The 12,152-nt window shown below is 62.1% G+C and carries 12 protein-coding genes and 1 tRNA gene; 6 read left to right on the plus strand and 7 right to left on the minus strand.

Annotated elements, in window-relative coordinates; translation table 11 throughout:
- Positions 1–11: 11 nt before the first annotated feature.
- Together slmA and ACQ4WM_RS19625 are read right to left on the minus strand one after the other, a co-directional pair.
- Positions 12–587: a nucleoid occlusion factor SlmA gene (gene slmA / locus ACQ4WM_RS19620; protein WP_436548334.1), complete on the minus strand. Its 576-nt coding sequence runs from the start codon at positions 585–587 to the stop codon at positions 12–14.
- 101 nt (positions 588–688) lie between these two features.
- A complete protein-coding gene (locus ACQ4WM_RS19625) occupies positions 689–1,423 on the minus strand; it encodes an HAD-IA family hydrolase (RefSeq protein WP_436548335.1) in 735 nt (244 codons plus the stop codon).
- Positions 1,424–1,482: 59 nt separating this feature from the next.
- Between ACQ4WM_RS19625 and ACQ4WM_RS19630 the strand changes: the two genes are divergently transcribed.
- On the plus strand, positions 1,483–2,391 hold the full coding sequence (locus ACQ4WM_RS19630) for a TraB/GumN family protein (protein ID WP_436548336.1): 909 nt from the start codon (positions 1,483–1,485) through the stop codon (positions 2,389–2,391).
- Between the two features lie 167 nt (positions 2,392–2,558).
- On the opposite strand, the gene ACQ4WM_RS19635 is transcribed toward ACQ4WM_RS19630, so the two are convergent.
- The 3 genes from ACQ4WM_RS19635 to ACQ4WM_RS19645 all read right to left on the minus strand — a co-directional run bounded on the left by ACQ4WM_RS19635 (position 2,559) and on the right by ACQ4WM_RS19645 (position 3,999).
- Positions 2,559–2,633: transfer RNA gene (locus tag ACQ4WM_RS19635), tRNA-Thr, on the minus strand.
- A gap of 61 nt (positions 2,634–2,694) precedes the next feature.
- Positions 2,695–3,588 carry an acetylglutamate kinase gene (argB, locus tag ACQ4WM_RS19640; RefSeq protein ID WP_065307827.1) on the minus strand — a complete coding sequence of 298 codons (894 nt, stop codon included), beginning with the start codon at positions 3,586–3,588 and terminating at the stop codon, positions 2,695–2,697.
- 120 nt (positions 3,589–3,708) lie between these two features.
- A complete protein-coding gene (locus ACQ4WM_RS19645) occupies positions 3,709–3,999 on the minus strand; it encodes a hypothetical protein (RefSeq protein ID WP_436548337.1) in 291 nt (96 codons plus the stop codon).
- A 70-nt stretch (positions 4,000–4,069) separates the two neighbouring features.
- Here ACQ4WM_RS19645 and ACQ4WM_RS19650 point away from each other — a divergent pair, with 70 nt between their 5' ends.
- The gene (locus ACQ4WM_RS19650) at positions 4,070–6,811 is read left to right on the plus strand and encodes a hybrid sensor histidine kinase/response regulator (RefSeq protein WP_436548338.1); all 2,742 of its coding nucleotides are present in this window, start codon (positions 4,070–4,072) and stop codon (positions 6,809–6,811) included.
- A complete protein-coding gene (locus ACQ4WM_RS19655; RefSeq protein WP_436548339.1) occupies positions 6,808–7,935 on the plus strand; it encodes a response regulator in 1,128 nt (375 codons plus the stop codon). The genes ACQ4WM_RS19650 and ACQ4WM_RS19655 overlap by 4 nt, the downstream gene beginning before the upstream one ends.
- On the opposite strand, the gene ACQ4WM_RS19660 is transcribed toward ACQ4WM_RS19655, so the two are convergent.
- Both ACQ4WM_RS19660 and ACQ4WM_RS19665 read right to left on the minus strand, forming a co-directional pair.
- A complete protein-coding gene (locus tag ACQ4WM_RS19660) occupies positions 7,919–9,205 on the minus strand; it encodes an extracellular catalytic domain type 1 short-chain-length polyhydroxyalkanoate depolymerase (RefSeq protein WP_436548340.1) in 1,287 nt (428 codons plus the stop codon). The genes ACQ4WM_RS19655 and ACQ4WM_RS19660 overlap by 17 nt on opposite strands.
- Before the next feature lie 57 nt (positions 9,206–9,262).
- Positions 9,263–9,676 carry a CopG family transcriptional regulator gene (locus ACQ4WM_RS19665; RefSeq protein ID WP_436548341.1) on the minus strand — a complete coding sequence of 138 codons (414 nt, stop codon included), beginning with the start codon at positions 9,674–9,676 and terminating at the stop codon, positions 9,263–9,265.
- A gap of 234 nt (positions 9,677–9,910) precedes the next feature.
- On the opposite strand from ACQ4WM_RS19665, the gene ACQ4WM_RS19670 reads away from it, so the two are divergent.
- The 3 genes from ACQ4WM_RS19670 (at position 9,911) to ACQ4WM_RS19680 (ending at position 12,112) form a co-directional block, all read left to right on the plus strand.
- Positions 9,911–10,138 (plus strand): DUF1289 domain-containing protein, encoded by a 228-nt coding sequence (locus ACQ4WM_RS19670; RefSeq protein ID WP_436548342.1) that lies wholly within the window; start codon positions 9,911–9,913, stop codon positions 10,136–10,138.
- A gap of 7 nt (positions 10,139–10,145) precedes the next feature.
- Positions 10,146–11,066, plus strand: coding sequence for an MBL fold metallo-hydrolase (locus ACQ4WM_RS19675; RefSeq protein WP_436548343.1), 921 nt, complete (start codon positions 10,146–10,148; stop codon positions 11,064–11,066).
- A gap of 92 nt (positions 11,067–11,158) precedes the next feature.
- Positions 11,159–12,112: an NAD(P)H-dependent flavin oxidoreductase gene (locus ACQ4WM_RS19680; protein ID WP_436548344.1), complete on the plus strand. Its 954-nt coding sequence runs from the start codon at positions 11,159–11,161 to the stop codon at positions 12,110–12,112.
- Positions 12,113–12,152: the final 40 nt, after the last annotated feature.

Below are 12,152 nucleotides of genomic sequence, written 5' to 3' on the forward strand. Positions count from 1 at the left end.
CGGCGATGGAATCAGCCCAGCAGCATGGCGATTTGCAGCGCCGCTTCCTGGGACGGATTGATCTTGAAGCCGCTTTTTGCATAGCGGTGCCAGCGGCCGATAACGAAGCTGACCAGCAGCGTGGCGCGCGCCGCCACTTCGCTTTCCTTGCCATGGCCTTCCGAGACGGCCACGCGCAGGGCCTGCTTGAGCGCCAGTTCCACGCGGTCGTAGAACTGGTTCATGCGCACTTGCAGGCGCTCGTCTTCATTGACCAGTGCGTCGCCGATCAGCACGCGCGTCATGCCCGGATTGCTGATGGCGAAATTGAGCAGCATGCCGACCATGTCGCGCGTCTGCGACAGGCCGTCGCTGTGCTTTTCCGTGATCTGGTTGATCAGGCCGAAGACGCTCGACTCGATGAATTCGATTAGTCCTTCGAACATTTGCGCCTTGCTGGCGAAATGGCGGTAAAGCGCCGCTTCGGATACGGCCAGCCTGGCCGCCAGTGCGGCCGTGGTGATCTTTTCGCCTTTCGGCTGCTCCAGCATTGCGGCGAGGGCCTGAAGAATTTGTAGCCTGCGTTGGCCCGGCGGTGTGCTTGCCATGTTTTCTCTTGTAGTTAAAAAAATGCTGCCTTGAGGAGACTTCGAAACCGCCGCTAGCGGCCCGCCACCGGGGATCATCCCGATGGCAGAGACGGTCCCCTTCAGCGCAGGCGGTGAAGGCGGCGTGCCAAATGCCGGACAGATTTTACTTTGACATCGACGTAAGCGGGGCGATTTAACGCTTTTGGCAGCCGCGCCATGCCGATGGGATCGGCCATTTTCAGGTATTGCGTGACCCACGCCGTACGCAAACCGATCTTTTTGGCGCCCTTCAGATTGGCCAGCGTATCTTCAACCAAAATACAACGGCTGGGCTGGATGTGGTGTTTGCGCATCAACTTGCGCAGCATCAGGGTCGACGGTTTCGGACGCAGCTGGCGGTGCACATGCATCGCTTCGATTGCCACGTGATGGGTAAAATGCCGGCGCAGCCGCAAGTGGCGCATCACGTCGCTCGAATAGCGCAGCGGCGCATTGGTCAGCAAGATCTTGCGCCCAGGCAGGCGCCGCAGCAAGGCGCCCAGTCCCCGTTCGGCGCTTATCATCGACGGCAGGTCGGCAAAGGCATGCGTCTCGCTGAGAAAGTGCGCGGCCTGTACCTGGTGGTGCTTGACCATGCCCAGCAAAGTGGCGCCATAGCGGCGCCAGTAGGCCGCGCGCGCCGCATTGACGATGGCGTCGCCGGCCGGCGTCACACCATCGCCGAGCACGCGCGCAATATAGGTATTCATATTGGCCGTGATCAGCGGGAAGATGGCGTGCGAGGCGTTGTGCAGCGTGTTGTCGAGGTCGAACAGCCAGACCGGCGAGGAGCGATTAAGATGGAGCACGGGCACGAGAGTCTTCAGCAATCAATATATAAAAATTAACGACGAAACCAACCATCAGGAAAACCATGCGACGCCAGATTATAGTGATGTTCTGCGGATTATTCTTGCTGCCGCTGCCGGCAGCCTTTGCCGAAGCACCTTTGGTGGCCGTCAACCGGGGTGCGCTGTTCAAGGTACAGGATGCCGGCCACACCCTGTATTTGTTCGGCACCATCCACGTCGGCGCGCCCGATTTTTATCCTCTGGAGCCCACCGTCACGCGCGCCCTGCACGAGGCCGGCGCGCTGGCGCTGGAGATCGACCCCACCCTTGACCCGCGCCTGGCCGCCAGCGCCGTGCTGAAGTACGGCATGGATGCGCCGGGCAGCAAGCTGCCTGCCGACTGCCGCCAGGTGCTGGCGCCGCGCGTGACGCCGCTGTTGCAAAAATATGGCATACCTGCCGAGGCAGCGGTGCCGATGAAGCCCTGGATGCTGGCCAGCGTGCTGGCCATCAGCGAATTTTCCACTCTCGGCTACCGCACCGACCTGGCCGTCGACAGCTACCTGGCGCAGCAGGCGAAACAGCGCAGCATCCCTGTGCTGGAACTGGAATCGATGGAAAGCCAGCTGGCGCTGTTCGGCGGCATGACGCAGGACGAGCAATGCCGCTTTCTGGAAGACAGCATCGAGTCGATCGAGGACAAGGACCAGCAGCAAGAAGCGCGCGAAATCGCCAACGCCTGGCGCACCGCCGATTCAGCCGCCTTCGAGCGCCTGGCCGCCAAAGCCGCCACCGACCCCTCCTTCGCCGCCCGCTTCATGCAGGAAGTCCTGCTCGATGGCCGCAACCCCAAGCTCGCCGACGGCATCGCCAGGCTGCTCAGGCAGGAAAAGACCAGCCTGGCCGCCATCGGCGTACTGCACCTGGTCGGCAAGCAAAGCGTACCCGACCTGCTGCGCAAGAAGGGCTTGAAGGTAGAACGAGTTTATTGAGTTTGAAACGCAGATAGAAACGTCACGTCAGCTCAGCCGCGCAATACAGGCGGCAGAGTAGATGAAAAAGCGTTCAGGGCAAGGCGCCTTGACGAAGGCAGTACGAATGTACGGCTAGGAAAGGCAACGCAGCCATGGGCGTTTTTTCAGATACGGATCGAAGCTGATGGTGCCCTTGACGTGGATCGAACACGTGGCCTCTCCCTTACCAAGGGAGTGCTCTACCACTGAGCTACAAGGGCAAATTGAAAGCGGCGCCAGGTGAGTGCGCCGCCATGTTGCTCGCGATGTGTCGCGTTTTTTTTAGTGCGAACGGATCATAGTACCAAAAGCCTGCTCGGTCAACACTTCCAGCAACAAAGAGTGTTCGATGCGGCCGTCGATGATGTGCACGGTGTTCACGCCGGACTTGGCGGCGTCCAGTGCGGACGAGATTTTTGGCAGCATGCCGCCCGAAATCGTGCCGTCGGCGAACATCTCGTCAATCTCGCGTGCCGACAGGTCGGTCACCAGGTTGCCCTGCTTGTCCTGCACGCCGGCGATATTGGTCATCATGATCAGCTTTTCCGCTTTCAGGATTTCCGCGATTTTGCCGGCCACTACATCGGCGTTGATATTGTAGGCCTGGCCGTCCTGGCCGAAGCCGATCGGCGAAATAATCGGGATAAAGGCGTCGTCCTGCAGCGCCTTGACGACGGCCGGATTGATGGCGTCGATCTCGCCGACAAAACCGATGTCGAGAAATTCGCCCGGCTTTTCGCGGTCCGGCATCTGCATGCGGCGCGCGCGGATCAAGCCGCCATCCTTGCCGGTCAGGCCGACAGCCTGGCCGCCGTAATGGTTGATCAGCATGACGATGTCCTGCTGCACTTCGCCGCCCAGCACCCACTCCACCACTTCCATGGTTTCTTCATCGGTGATGCGCATGCCCTGCACGAAAGTGCCTTGCTTGCCGATTTTCTTCAGCGCATTGTCGATCTGCGGTCCGCCGCCGTGGACCACGACCGGGTTCATGCCGACCAGCTTGAGCAGGATCACGTCGCGCGCGAAGCCGTGCTTGAGGCGCTCGTCGGTCATGGCATTGCCACCGTATTTGATGACGATGGTCTTGCCGTGGAAGTTACGGATGTAGGGCAGGGCCTCGGCCAGAATCTGCGCCTTGATTTGCGGCGATACGGCCGTCAAGTCGTCATTCATGTCCAGGTTCAAATTAGCGAGTTGATTCATGGCGAGTCCGGAAAATAGATAGGGGAGATTTTACAGGGAAGACGAAAATCCTGGAGGCATTATAGGACGATCTTGTTGTATTTTTCCGGATCATCCGATAGTCTGGCCTGATATGCATGCCACAGTGATCAATTCATTAACAATCATGAGCCAGTGTACGCTTTGCGGTGCGCAATTTTGCTGCGGCCAGCTCGATCCTGACGCCAGCGAACCTTGCTGGTGCACAGCCATGCCGCCGGTGGTTTCGGTGCCGGTGCCAAGCGCGGCTGCCATCGGCTGCTGGTGCCCGGCCTGCCTGCAAGCCCATATCGCCGGTCTGAGCGTGCCGCCGACAGCTGGTGCACCATCAAAATAAGCGTGACCATTTTCGATTTTCTTCACATTTGTGCTTGCGCCCAGTACGGCAAGCCGGCCAGACTCCCTCTTCGGAAGTTACCGTAAGGAAATAATCATGCGTTTCAGGGATATCCGCATCGGCGTGCGCATCAACGCTGGCTATGCGATCTTGATCCTGCTGACGCTGGTGGTGATCGTGCTGTCGGGCAGCTGCATTTATGCGATGCGCGCAGAGCTGGAAGAAGTGCTGCGGTATGTGGGCCAGCTCGACGTGAAGCAACAGCAGCAGATCAGCGACAGCGCGGCGCGTATCCGCAGCGATATCGATACCTCTTTGTTGCTGATGGGCTCAATCGGCCTGGCGGCGCTGCTGGTGGGGCTGGCGTTTGCCTGGTCGGCGCGCTCGATCACGCGCCCGCTGGGGCAGGCGGTGGCGATCGCCACGCGCGTGGCCAATGGCGACCTCAGTTCCGTGATCGACGTCGATTCGCGCGACGAAACGGGCGAATTGATGCAGGCGCTGAAAAACATGAGTATCAGCCTGGCGCTGGAACAGGATTTGCGCCATGCGGTCGAGGTGGCCGAAGACGCGACCAAGATGAAGTCCGATTTTCTCGCCAATATGTCGCACGAAATCCGCACGCCGATGAACGGCATTATCGGCATGACCCACCTGGCCTTGCAGACAGACCTGACGCCGACCCAGCGCAACTACCTTGAAAAGGTGGAGTCGGCGTCGAAGAACCTGCTGGCCATCATCGACGACATCCTCGATTTTTCCAAGATCGAGGCCGGCAAGATGACGTTTGAAAAAGTCGATTTTTTCCTGGAAGACGTGCTGGCGCAGATCGCCGACCTGTCCGTGATGCGGGCCCAGGACAAGGGCCTGGAACTGTTGTTCGATGTCGGCGCCGACGTGCCCAATGCGCTGCAGGGCGATCCGCTGCGCCTGGGGCAGGTGCTGATCAACCTGACCAATAACGCCATCAAATTTACCGACAAGGGAGAAATCGTCGTCACCATCCGGCTGCAGCAGATCGACGATCATTCGGCCGTCTTGCGCGTCGACGTGCGCGATACGGGCATAGGCCTGACGCCGCCCCAGCGCAGCAAGTTGTTCCAGGCTTTTACGCAGGCCGATACCTCGACCACGCGCCACCATGGCGGCACGGGCCTCGGGCTGACCATCAGCAAGCGCCTGGTGGAAATGATGGAAGGCGAGATCGGCCTGGAGAGCGAAGCGGGCGTGGGCAGCACCTTTTTCTTTACGGCCCGCTTCGGCCTGGCCGCCGTGCGCCGCGATCAGCTGCCGCATTTGCAACCACTGCCGGTACAGTTTGCCGGCCTGCGCGTGCTGGTGGTCGACGACAACCCCAGCGCGCGCGAGATCTTCGTCAGCATGCTCACCGCGCTGGGCTTCGAGGCGCGCGCCGTCAGCAGCGGCGTACTGGCGATCGGCCTGGTCGCGCAGGCGCGCCTCGAAGGCCGGCCCTTTGGCCTGTTGCTGATGGACTGGAAAATGCCGGGCATGAACGGCCTCGATACCCTGGCCGGCATCCGCGCCGACGCGGCCGGCATCGCGTCCACGCCGGCCTGCATCATGGCCACGGCGTATCACCGCGAAGCGCTGCTGGACGCGGCGCGCCAGCGCGAGCTGCCGCTCGACGGCATCTTGAGCAAACCGATCAGCGCCTCGACCCTGCTCGACCAGATCGCCCTGGTGTTTGGCGGGGTCCCCGGGCAAAGCCGCAAGACGCAGCGCCAGAGCAGCTACAAGGAAGACGAGCGGGCCTTGCGCGGCGCGTGGCTGCTGCTGGTGGAAGACAATGAGGTGAACCAGGAAGTGGCGCAGCAGATATTGAGCGACGCCGGCATCCGCGTCGACATTGCCGGCAACGGCGCCATCGCGCTGGCGAAAATCGCCGAGAATTCCTATGACGGCGTGCTGATGGATTGCCAGATGCCGGTGATGGACGGCTACCAGGCCACGCGCAAGCTGCGCCAGGACGCCCGCTATTCGAACCTGCCGGTGATCGCCATGACGGCCAATGCCATGGTCGGCGACAAGGAAAAATGCCTGGATGCCGGCATGAACGACTTTATCGCCAAGCCGATCGACGTGGCGCAGCTGTTCGGCACCCTGGCGCGCTGGGTGGCCCCAAGCGGGCCGCATGCCGAACAGCTGGAGATGACGCAGCCGCAGCCCGAAGCGTCCTTGCCGGTCGTGCCGGGATTGATGATGGCCGACGCCTTGCGCCGTGTGGGTGGCAATGTCGGCTTGATGCGAAAATTGCTGGACCGCTTCGTCGAAACCCAGTTCGATGCCATGCTGCGCATCGCTGCCGCGATCGATAACAACCAGCTGGAAACGGCGATTCGGGTCGCCCATACCCTGAAGGGCCTGGCAGGCAATATCGGCGCCGGCGGCCTGGCCGACAGCGCGGCGCGGGTCGAGCATTTGCTCAGTCTCGGTTCGCACGACGGCTTGCCGCAGGCCCTGGAGGCATGCACCCTGGCGCTCGATGAACTGGTGCCGAAGATTGCGCAAGCCATGCAGGCAAGGGCCGCACCAAAGCCCGATACAGTGGCTGCGGCGGTGGTGGCGGCGGTGGATCGCGTGCAGCTGGAAACGCGCTTGCGCGAGTTGTCGCAATTGCTGCTGCAGGACGATGCGCAGGCGGTAAAACATCTCGACTGCATCGCGCCGATGCTGGTGGCGGCCGGCCAGGCCGAACATGCGCGCCAGTTGAAACGCATGCTGGGACAATACGATTTTGAAGGCGCGCTGGCGCAGCTGGGCGAAGTGTCCGCCGCGCTCGATTTGACACTGCAGTCACCGCAGACAGGACAGCCATGAAGCCATTGAACAGCAAACCGACCATCCTGGTGGTCGACGACACCCCCGACAATATCGACCTGCTGCGCGCGGTGCTGGAAGACGATTACCGCACCAAGATTGCCGTCAACGGCGAGCGTGCGCTGAAGATCGCCGCCGGCAGCGACCAGCCCGATCTGATCCTGCTCGACATCATGATGCCCGGCATGAGCGGCTACGATGTGTGCCGCGCGCTGAAAGCCGATCCGGCCACCGTCAATATTCCCGTCATATTCGTCACCGCCATGAGCGAGGTGGCCGACGAGCAGCTGGGCCTGGCGCTGGGCGCCGTCGACTACATCACCAAGCCGATTTCGGCGCCGCTGGTGCTGGCGCGCATCAAAACCCAGCTGGGCATGAAGCGCATGCAGGATTTCCTGCGTGACCAGAACCATTACCTGGAAAGCGAAGTGGAGCGCCGGGTGCGGGAAGTGGCGGCGCTGCAGGACGTCACCATCCACGCCATGGCCTCGCTGGCCGAAACGCGCGACAGCGAAACGGGCAACCATATCCGCCGCACCTCGTTTTACCTGAAGGCACTGGCCGAACAGGTGCGCCACTTGCCGCGCTTCCGCGATTTTTTGACCGACAAGAATATCGAACTGCTGTTCAAGACGGCGCCGCTGCACGATATCGGCAAGGTCGGCATTCCCGACCATATCCTGCTGAAACCAGGCCGCTTCGAGCCGCATGAAATGGCCATCATGAAGACCCATACCACGCTGGGGCGCGACGCCATCCTGGCGGCCGAGCGCGAACTGGGCATCGAAGTCGATTTTTTGAAGCATGCGAAAGAGATCGCCTACAGCCATCACGAAAAATGGGACGGCAGCGGTTATCCGCTGGGCCTGGCCGGCGAACAGATTCCGATTTCGGCGCGCCTGATGGCGCTGGCCGACGTGTATGACGCGCTGATCAGCAGCCGCATCTACAAGGATGGCATGCGCCACGAAGAGGCAGTGAAGATTATCGCGCAAGGGCGCGGCACGCATTTTGACGCCGACATGGTCGACGCCTTTTTGCTGATCCAGGAGCAGTTCCGGGCCATTGCCAGCCGCTATGCCGACGGCGTGCGCGAGGCGGCGGCGTTCAGCCCAGGGTCGTAAAGAAACGCATCATTTCGCGGCTCGCGTCCGGCCCTTTGCCATCGGTGTAGCTGCCGCTGTCGCTGCCGCCCGACCAGGCGTGGCCGGCGCCGTGGATTACCCAGTATTCACCAAGCGGCGAGCCGTCCGGCTGGCTGTGCGTGGTGCGCGTGTAGCGGTGGCCATTCGGTACGCTGCCGTCGACCGAGTCGCTGCTGGCATCCTGGCCGCGTACCGCCTGTGCAATCACTTCTTCGCCATTGCGCAGGTTGACGGTGGTATCGCGGTCGCCGTGGAAGACGATGATCGGCACGCCGCCTTCCGGCGCCTGGCGCTTCGACATCGCGCCGCCCTTCATCGCCGACAGCGCCGACGGCAAGTCCTGTGCCGAGGCGAAGGGCAGGCCCGAATGCACGCCGACGCCGGCAAACAGCTCCGGGTACAGAGTGCCGACGATCACGGCCATGGCGCCGCCCGCCGACAGGCCGGCGACAAACACTTCGCGTTCATTGACCGGATACTCGTCGATGATCTGCCGGGCAATGCCGGCGATCAGCGACGGTTCGCCCTGGTCGCGCTGCTGGTCGATGGCGTTGAACCAGTTCCAGCAGCGCGAGCTGTTGGCGCCCTGGGTTTGCGCAGGATAAACGACAAAACACTGCTTTTCTTCGGCCACTGCGTTCATCTGCGTGCCGGCCGCAAAGTCGTCGGGATTTTGCGTACAGCCGTGCAGCATCACGATCAGCGGCATGGCCTGGCCATGGTAGCTGCTGGGGATATACAGTTTGTACGAACGCGTGCCTGCCTGGTTGGCGTAGCTGCCGTCGATGAACTGCGCGCCTTCTGGGAGCGGCGCGCTCCTGACTGCCGGGCCGCCAAAGCCGGAAAGGCCGGACGGCTGGAAGTTCGGCATCTCGAAACTGGGCATGTCGAAGCCGTGCTGGCCCAGGCCGGCCGGTACACCGAGGCGTGACATGAAGTCTTGGGCGAAGTCCTGCGCAGCCTGCGCGGGAGTAGGCGGCACCGGCGCAGCTTGTGCCTCGGTTGCTTCAGGCTGTGGCTGGGCTGCCCTGGCCTGGCTGCCAGCTGGTGGCGGATTGATATCTTGCATCGGGCGTTGTTGCGGCGTGGCTGTTGCCTGCGCTGCCGGCGTTGCCGCACCGGCGGGCGGCATCAGGCCAGCGGCCGATAATGCGCTCTGGATCGCTTCGGTGGCGGCTTGCGGGCCGCTGCCCATCAGTTTGCTGGTGGCGGCGCGCATTTGCGCCATCATGTCGTGCGGAAGTTTCATGGCAGTCCTTAACTGTTGCATGCGCAACGGGTCCGGCAGCTTGCCGCGACCGTCGCGCTAGTGAATTCGCCCTGCGAGCGCCGTTTTGACAACGGTGCTGGCATGCAGGGCACCTAATACAAAAATCGATTCGATGGTGGCCAGGGCCAGTTCCACCGACACATCGTTGGCGATGCTGGCCAGTCCCAGTACCTGTATCTGCAGGCGCTGGCCGGCTGCCTGGATCGCTTCCAGGTCGGCGCGTGAATAATGCTGCATGCCCAGCACCAGGCTGCGTCGCGCTACCGTCTGCTTCACCACATCGGCGTGCGTACCGAGCTGGTTGCGTATCGCCGTACGGATCAGATCCGTGCGGTTGGAATAGAATCCCTCCCGTACCAGCAGATCAATCTGTCCCAGGTCGATCAGGCCCAGATTGATGGTGATTTTTTCCGATTCCCCTATTTTGGGCTTGCTGTCTTGCGTGGCCATAGCGCTCCATAAACTCCATGCGGCATCCAATTGCCATCTGTATGGATGGTATTATAGACCTGAAGGCATCCCAGTCAAGTCATTCCCGTCTGATTTTGGCCGGGGTTCTTGTCCTACAGAATGTAAAATCAGCGCCGGAAAGTGTGCACTCTTGTTGATGCGACAGCATTTTTCGGCTCGCCACCGGGCCAGCGTTTCGCGGCATAATGGCTGTTCCATTTACAGGTGCCTTTCATGATGGTCGATACTTCGCCAGTCCTTCCCCCAGCCTTGTCGACGCCAGTGCCGTCGCCCTGCGTCAGCCTGTGCAAGATGAACCGCAACAGCGGCTTGTGCGAAGGCTGTCTGCGCACGCTCGACGAGATCATCGCCTGGAGCAAGGCCGACGACGACTTCAAGCGCGCCGTCTGGGCCCAGCTTCCCGGGCGCGAGTCCTTGCTCGATTTCGAGCCCGATTACTGAGAAAACCATGACGCTGCTGCCGGACTCCATCGTCGTGTTCGAGCGCGGCTGGCTGTCGTCGAACAATATCGTGCTGCACGGCCGCGACGAGGTGGCGCTGATCGACAGCGGCTACGTCACGCATGCGCCGCAAACCCTGGCGCTGTTGCGCCACAGCCTGCAGGGCCGGCCCTTGGACCGACTGTTCAATACTCATCTGCATTCCGACCATTGCGGCGGCAACGCGCTGCTGCAGGCCGCTTATGCTCCCCACGGCTGCCATACCGCGATTCCCGTGTCGGAAGCGGCCAAGGTGCGTGCCTGGGACGTCGACGCGCTCAGCTTCAGGGCCACCGGGCAGCAGTGTCCGCGCTTTTCTTTTGATGCCACCGTCGCTCCCGGCGACAAGCTGGTGCTGGCCGACCAGGGCTGGCAGGCGCTGGGTGCACCGGGCCATGATCCCCATTCACTGATCTTTTACTGTGCCGCCGAGGGCATACTGGTGTCGGCCGACGCGCTGTGGGAAAACGGCTTTGGCGTGATCTTCCCGGAGCTGGAGGGCGAATCGGGGTTTGCCGAAGCGCGCGCCACGTTGGAGCTGATCGCCACGCTCGATGTGCGGGTGGTGATCCCCGGTCATGGCCGGCCGTTTGCCGATGCGAAAGGCGCGCTGGAACGCGCCTTTTCACGGCTGGACTACCTGTCGTCGGAGCCGGCGCGCAATGCACAAAACGCCGTCAAAGTGCTGCTGAAATTTTTGCTGCTGGAACGCCAGCGCATCGTGCTTGCCGACGTGCCTGCGCTGCTGGGCAATATGCCGCTGCTGCACCAGGCGAACCGGCGCTTCCTGCGCCAGGAAGTGCCGGCGCTGGCCGAGTGGGCGGTGGCGCAGCTGGTGCGCGCGGCGGCGGCCAGGGTAGACGGCGCGTATCTGCTGAACCAGGGCTGAAAACGGACAGACCAAAAATAGAGCACGACCGTACTTTTTTTAATCTATAATCGTTGTTCCGATAGTCCAATTAACTTTTCAGCGAGTCCGCCATGGCATTGCCTGTAGCGTTGCAAAACCTGTCCCTTCCCGTTATCGCCTCGCCGATGTTTATCGCCAGCGGTCCGGCCCTCGTCGCGGCGCAGTGCAAGGCCGGCATCGTCGGCTCCTTCCCGGCGCTCAACGCGCGCCCGGCCGAGTTGCTCGACACCTGGCTGACCGACCTGCAAGCCGAACTGGCCGCCTTCCAGGCCGCCAATCCCGATAAAAAAGTGGGCCCGATCGCCGTCAACCAGATCGTGCACCAGTCGAACGACCGCCTCGCGCATGACGTGGAAGTGTGTGTCAAGCACCGTGTTCCCATCATCATTTCGTCGCTGCGCGCGCCGCCGAAGGAAATGCTTGACGCCATCCACAGCTATGGCGGCATCGTGCTGCACGACGTGATCTCGATCCGCCACGCGAAAAAGGCGCTGGAAGCCGGTGTCGATGGCCTGATCCTGGTCGCTACCGGCGCCGGCGGCCATGCGGGCACCCTGTCGCCGTTCGCGCTGGTTGGTGAAGTGCGCAAGTTCTTCGACGGCCCGCTGGCGCTGTCTGGCTCGATCGCCACCGGTGACGCTGTACTGGCCGCGCAGGCGATGGGTGCCGACTTTGCGTACATCGGCTCGCGCTGGCTGGCGACGAAAGAATCGAACGTCAGCGACGGCTACCGCGACGCCATCGTCGAGTCCAGCGCGGCCGACATCGTCTACACGAATTTGTTTACGGGCGTGCACGGCAACTACCTGAAAAAATCGATCGAAGCGGCCGGGCTGGATCCGGAAGCGCTGCCGGAAGCGGACAAAAGCGCAATGAATTTCGGCTCTGGCAGCGCCAAGGCCTGGCGCGATATCTGGGGCGCTGGACAGGGCGTGGGCTTGATGGACGACGTACCCACGGTGGCCGAGATGGTGGCGCGCTTGACGGCCGAATATGAGGCGGCGCGCGCGCGGTTGAAGCTGTAAAACGTAAAGGCTGGGGTCAGACCCGACGGGTCTGACCCCG

The organism is Janthinobacterium longum (assembly GCF_051380735.1).
Taxonomy (GTDB): domain Bacteria; phylum Pseudomonadota; class Gammaproteobacteria; order Burkholderiales; family Burkholderiaceae_D; genus Janthinobacterium.

Bases quoted from the DNA above. Each gene is read 5' to 3' on its own strand.
- ACQ4WM_RS19675 (WP_436548343.1), top strand. From the start codon at position 10,146: ATGACGCTGCTGCCGGACTCCATCGTCGTGTTCGAGCGCGGCTGGCTG.
- argB (WP_065307827.1), bottom strand. From the start codon at position 3,588: ATGAATGACGACTTGACGGCCGTATCGCCGCAAATCAAGGCGCAGATT.
- ACQ4WM_RS19665 (WP_436548341.1), bottom strand. From the start codon at position 9,676: ATGGCCACGCAAGACAGCAAGCCCAAAATAGGGGAATCGGAAAAAATC.
- ACQ4WM_RS19655 (WP_436548339.1), top strand. From the start codon at position 6,808: ATGAAGCCATTGAACAGCAAACCGACCATCCTGGTGGTCGACGACACC.
- ACQ4WM_RS19680 (WP_436548344.1), top strand. From the start codon at position 11,159: ATGGCATTGCCTGTAGCGTTGCAAAACCTGTCCCTTCCCGTTATCGCC.
- slmA (WP_436548334.1), bottom strand. From the start codon at position 587: ATGGCAAGCACACCGCCGGGCCAACGCAGGCTACAAATTCTTCAGGCC.
- ACQ4WM_RS19630 (WP_436548336.1), top strand. From the start codon at position 1,483: ATGCGACGCCAGATTATAGTGATGTTCTGCGGATTATTCTTGCTGCCG.
- ACQ4WM_RS19660 (WP_436548340.1), bottom strand. From the start codon at position 9,205: ATGAAACTTCCGCACGACATGATGGCGCAAATGCGCGCCGCCACCAGC.
- ACQ4WM_RS19670 (WP_436548342.1), top strand. From the start codon at position 9,911: ATGATGGTCGATACTTCGCCAGTCCTTCCCCCAGCCTTGTCGACGCCA.
- ACQ4WM_RS19650 (WP_436548338.1), top strand. From the start codon at position 4,070: ATGCGTTTCAGGGATATCCGCATCGGCGTGCGCATCAACGCTGGCTAT.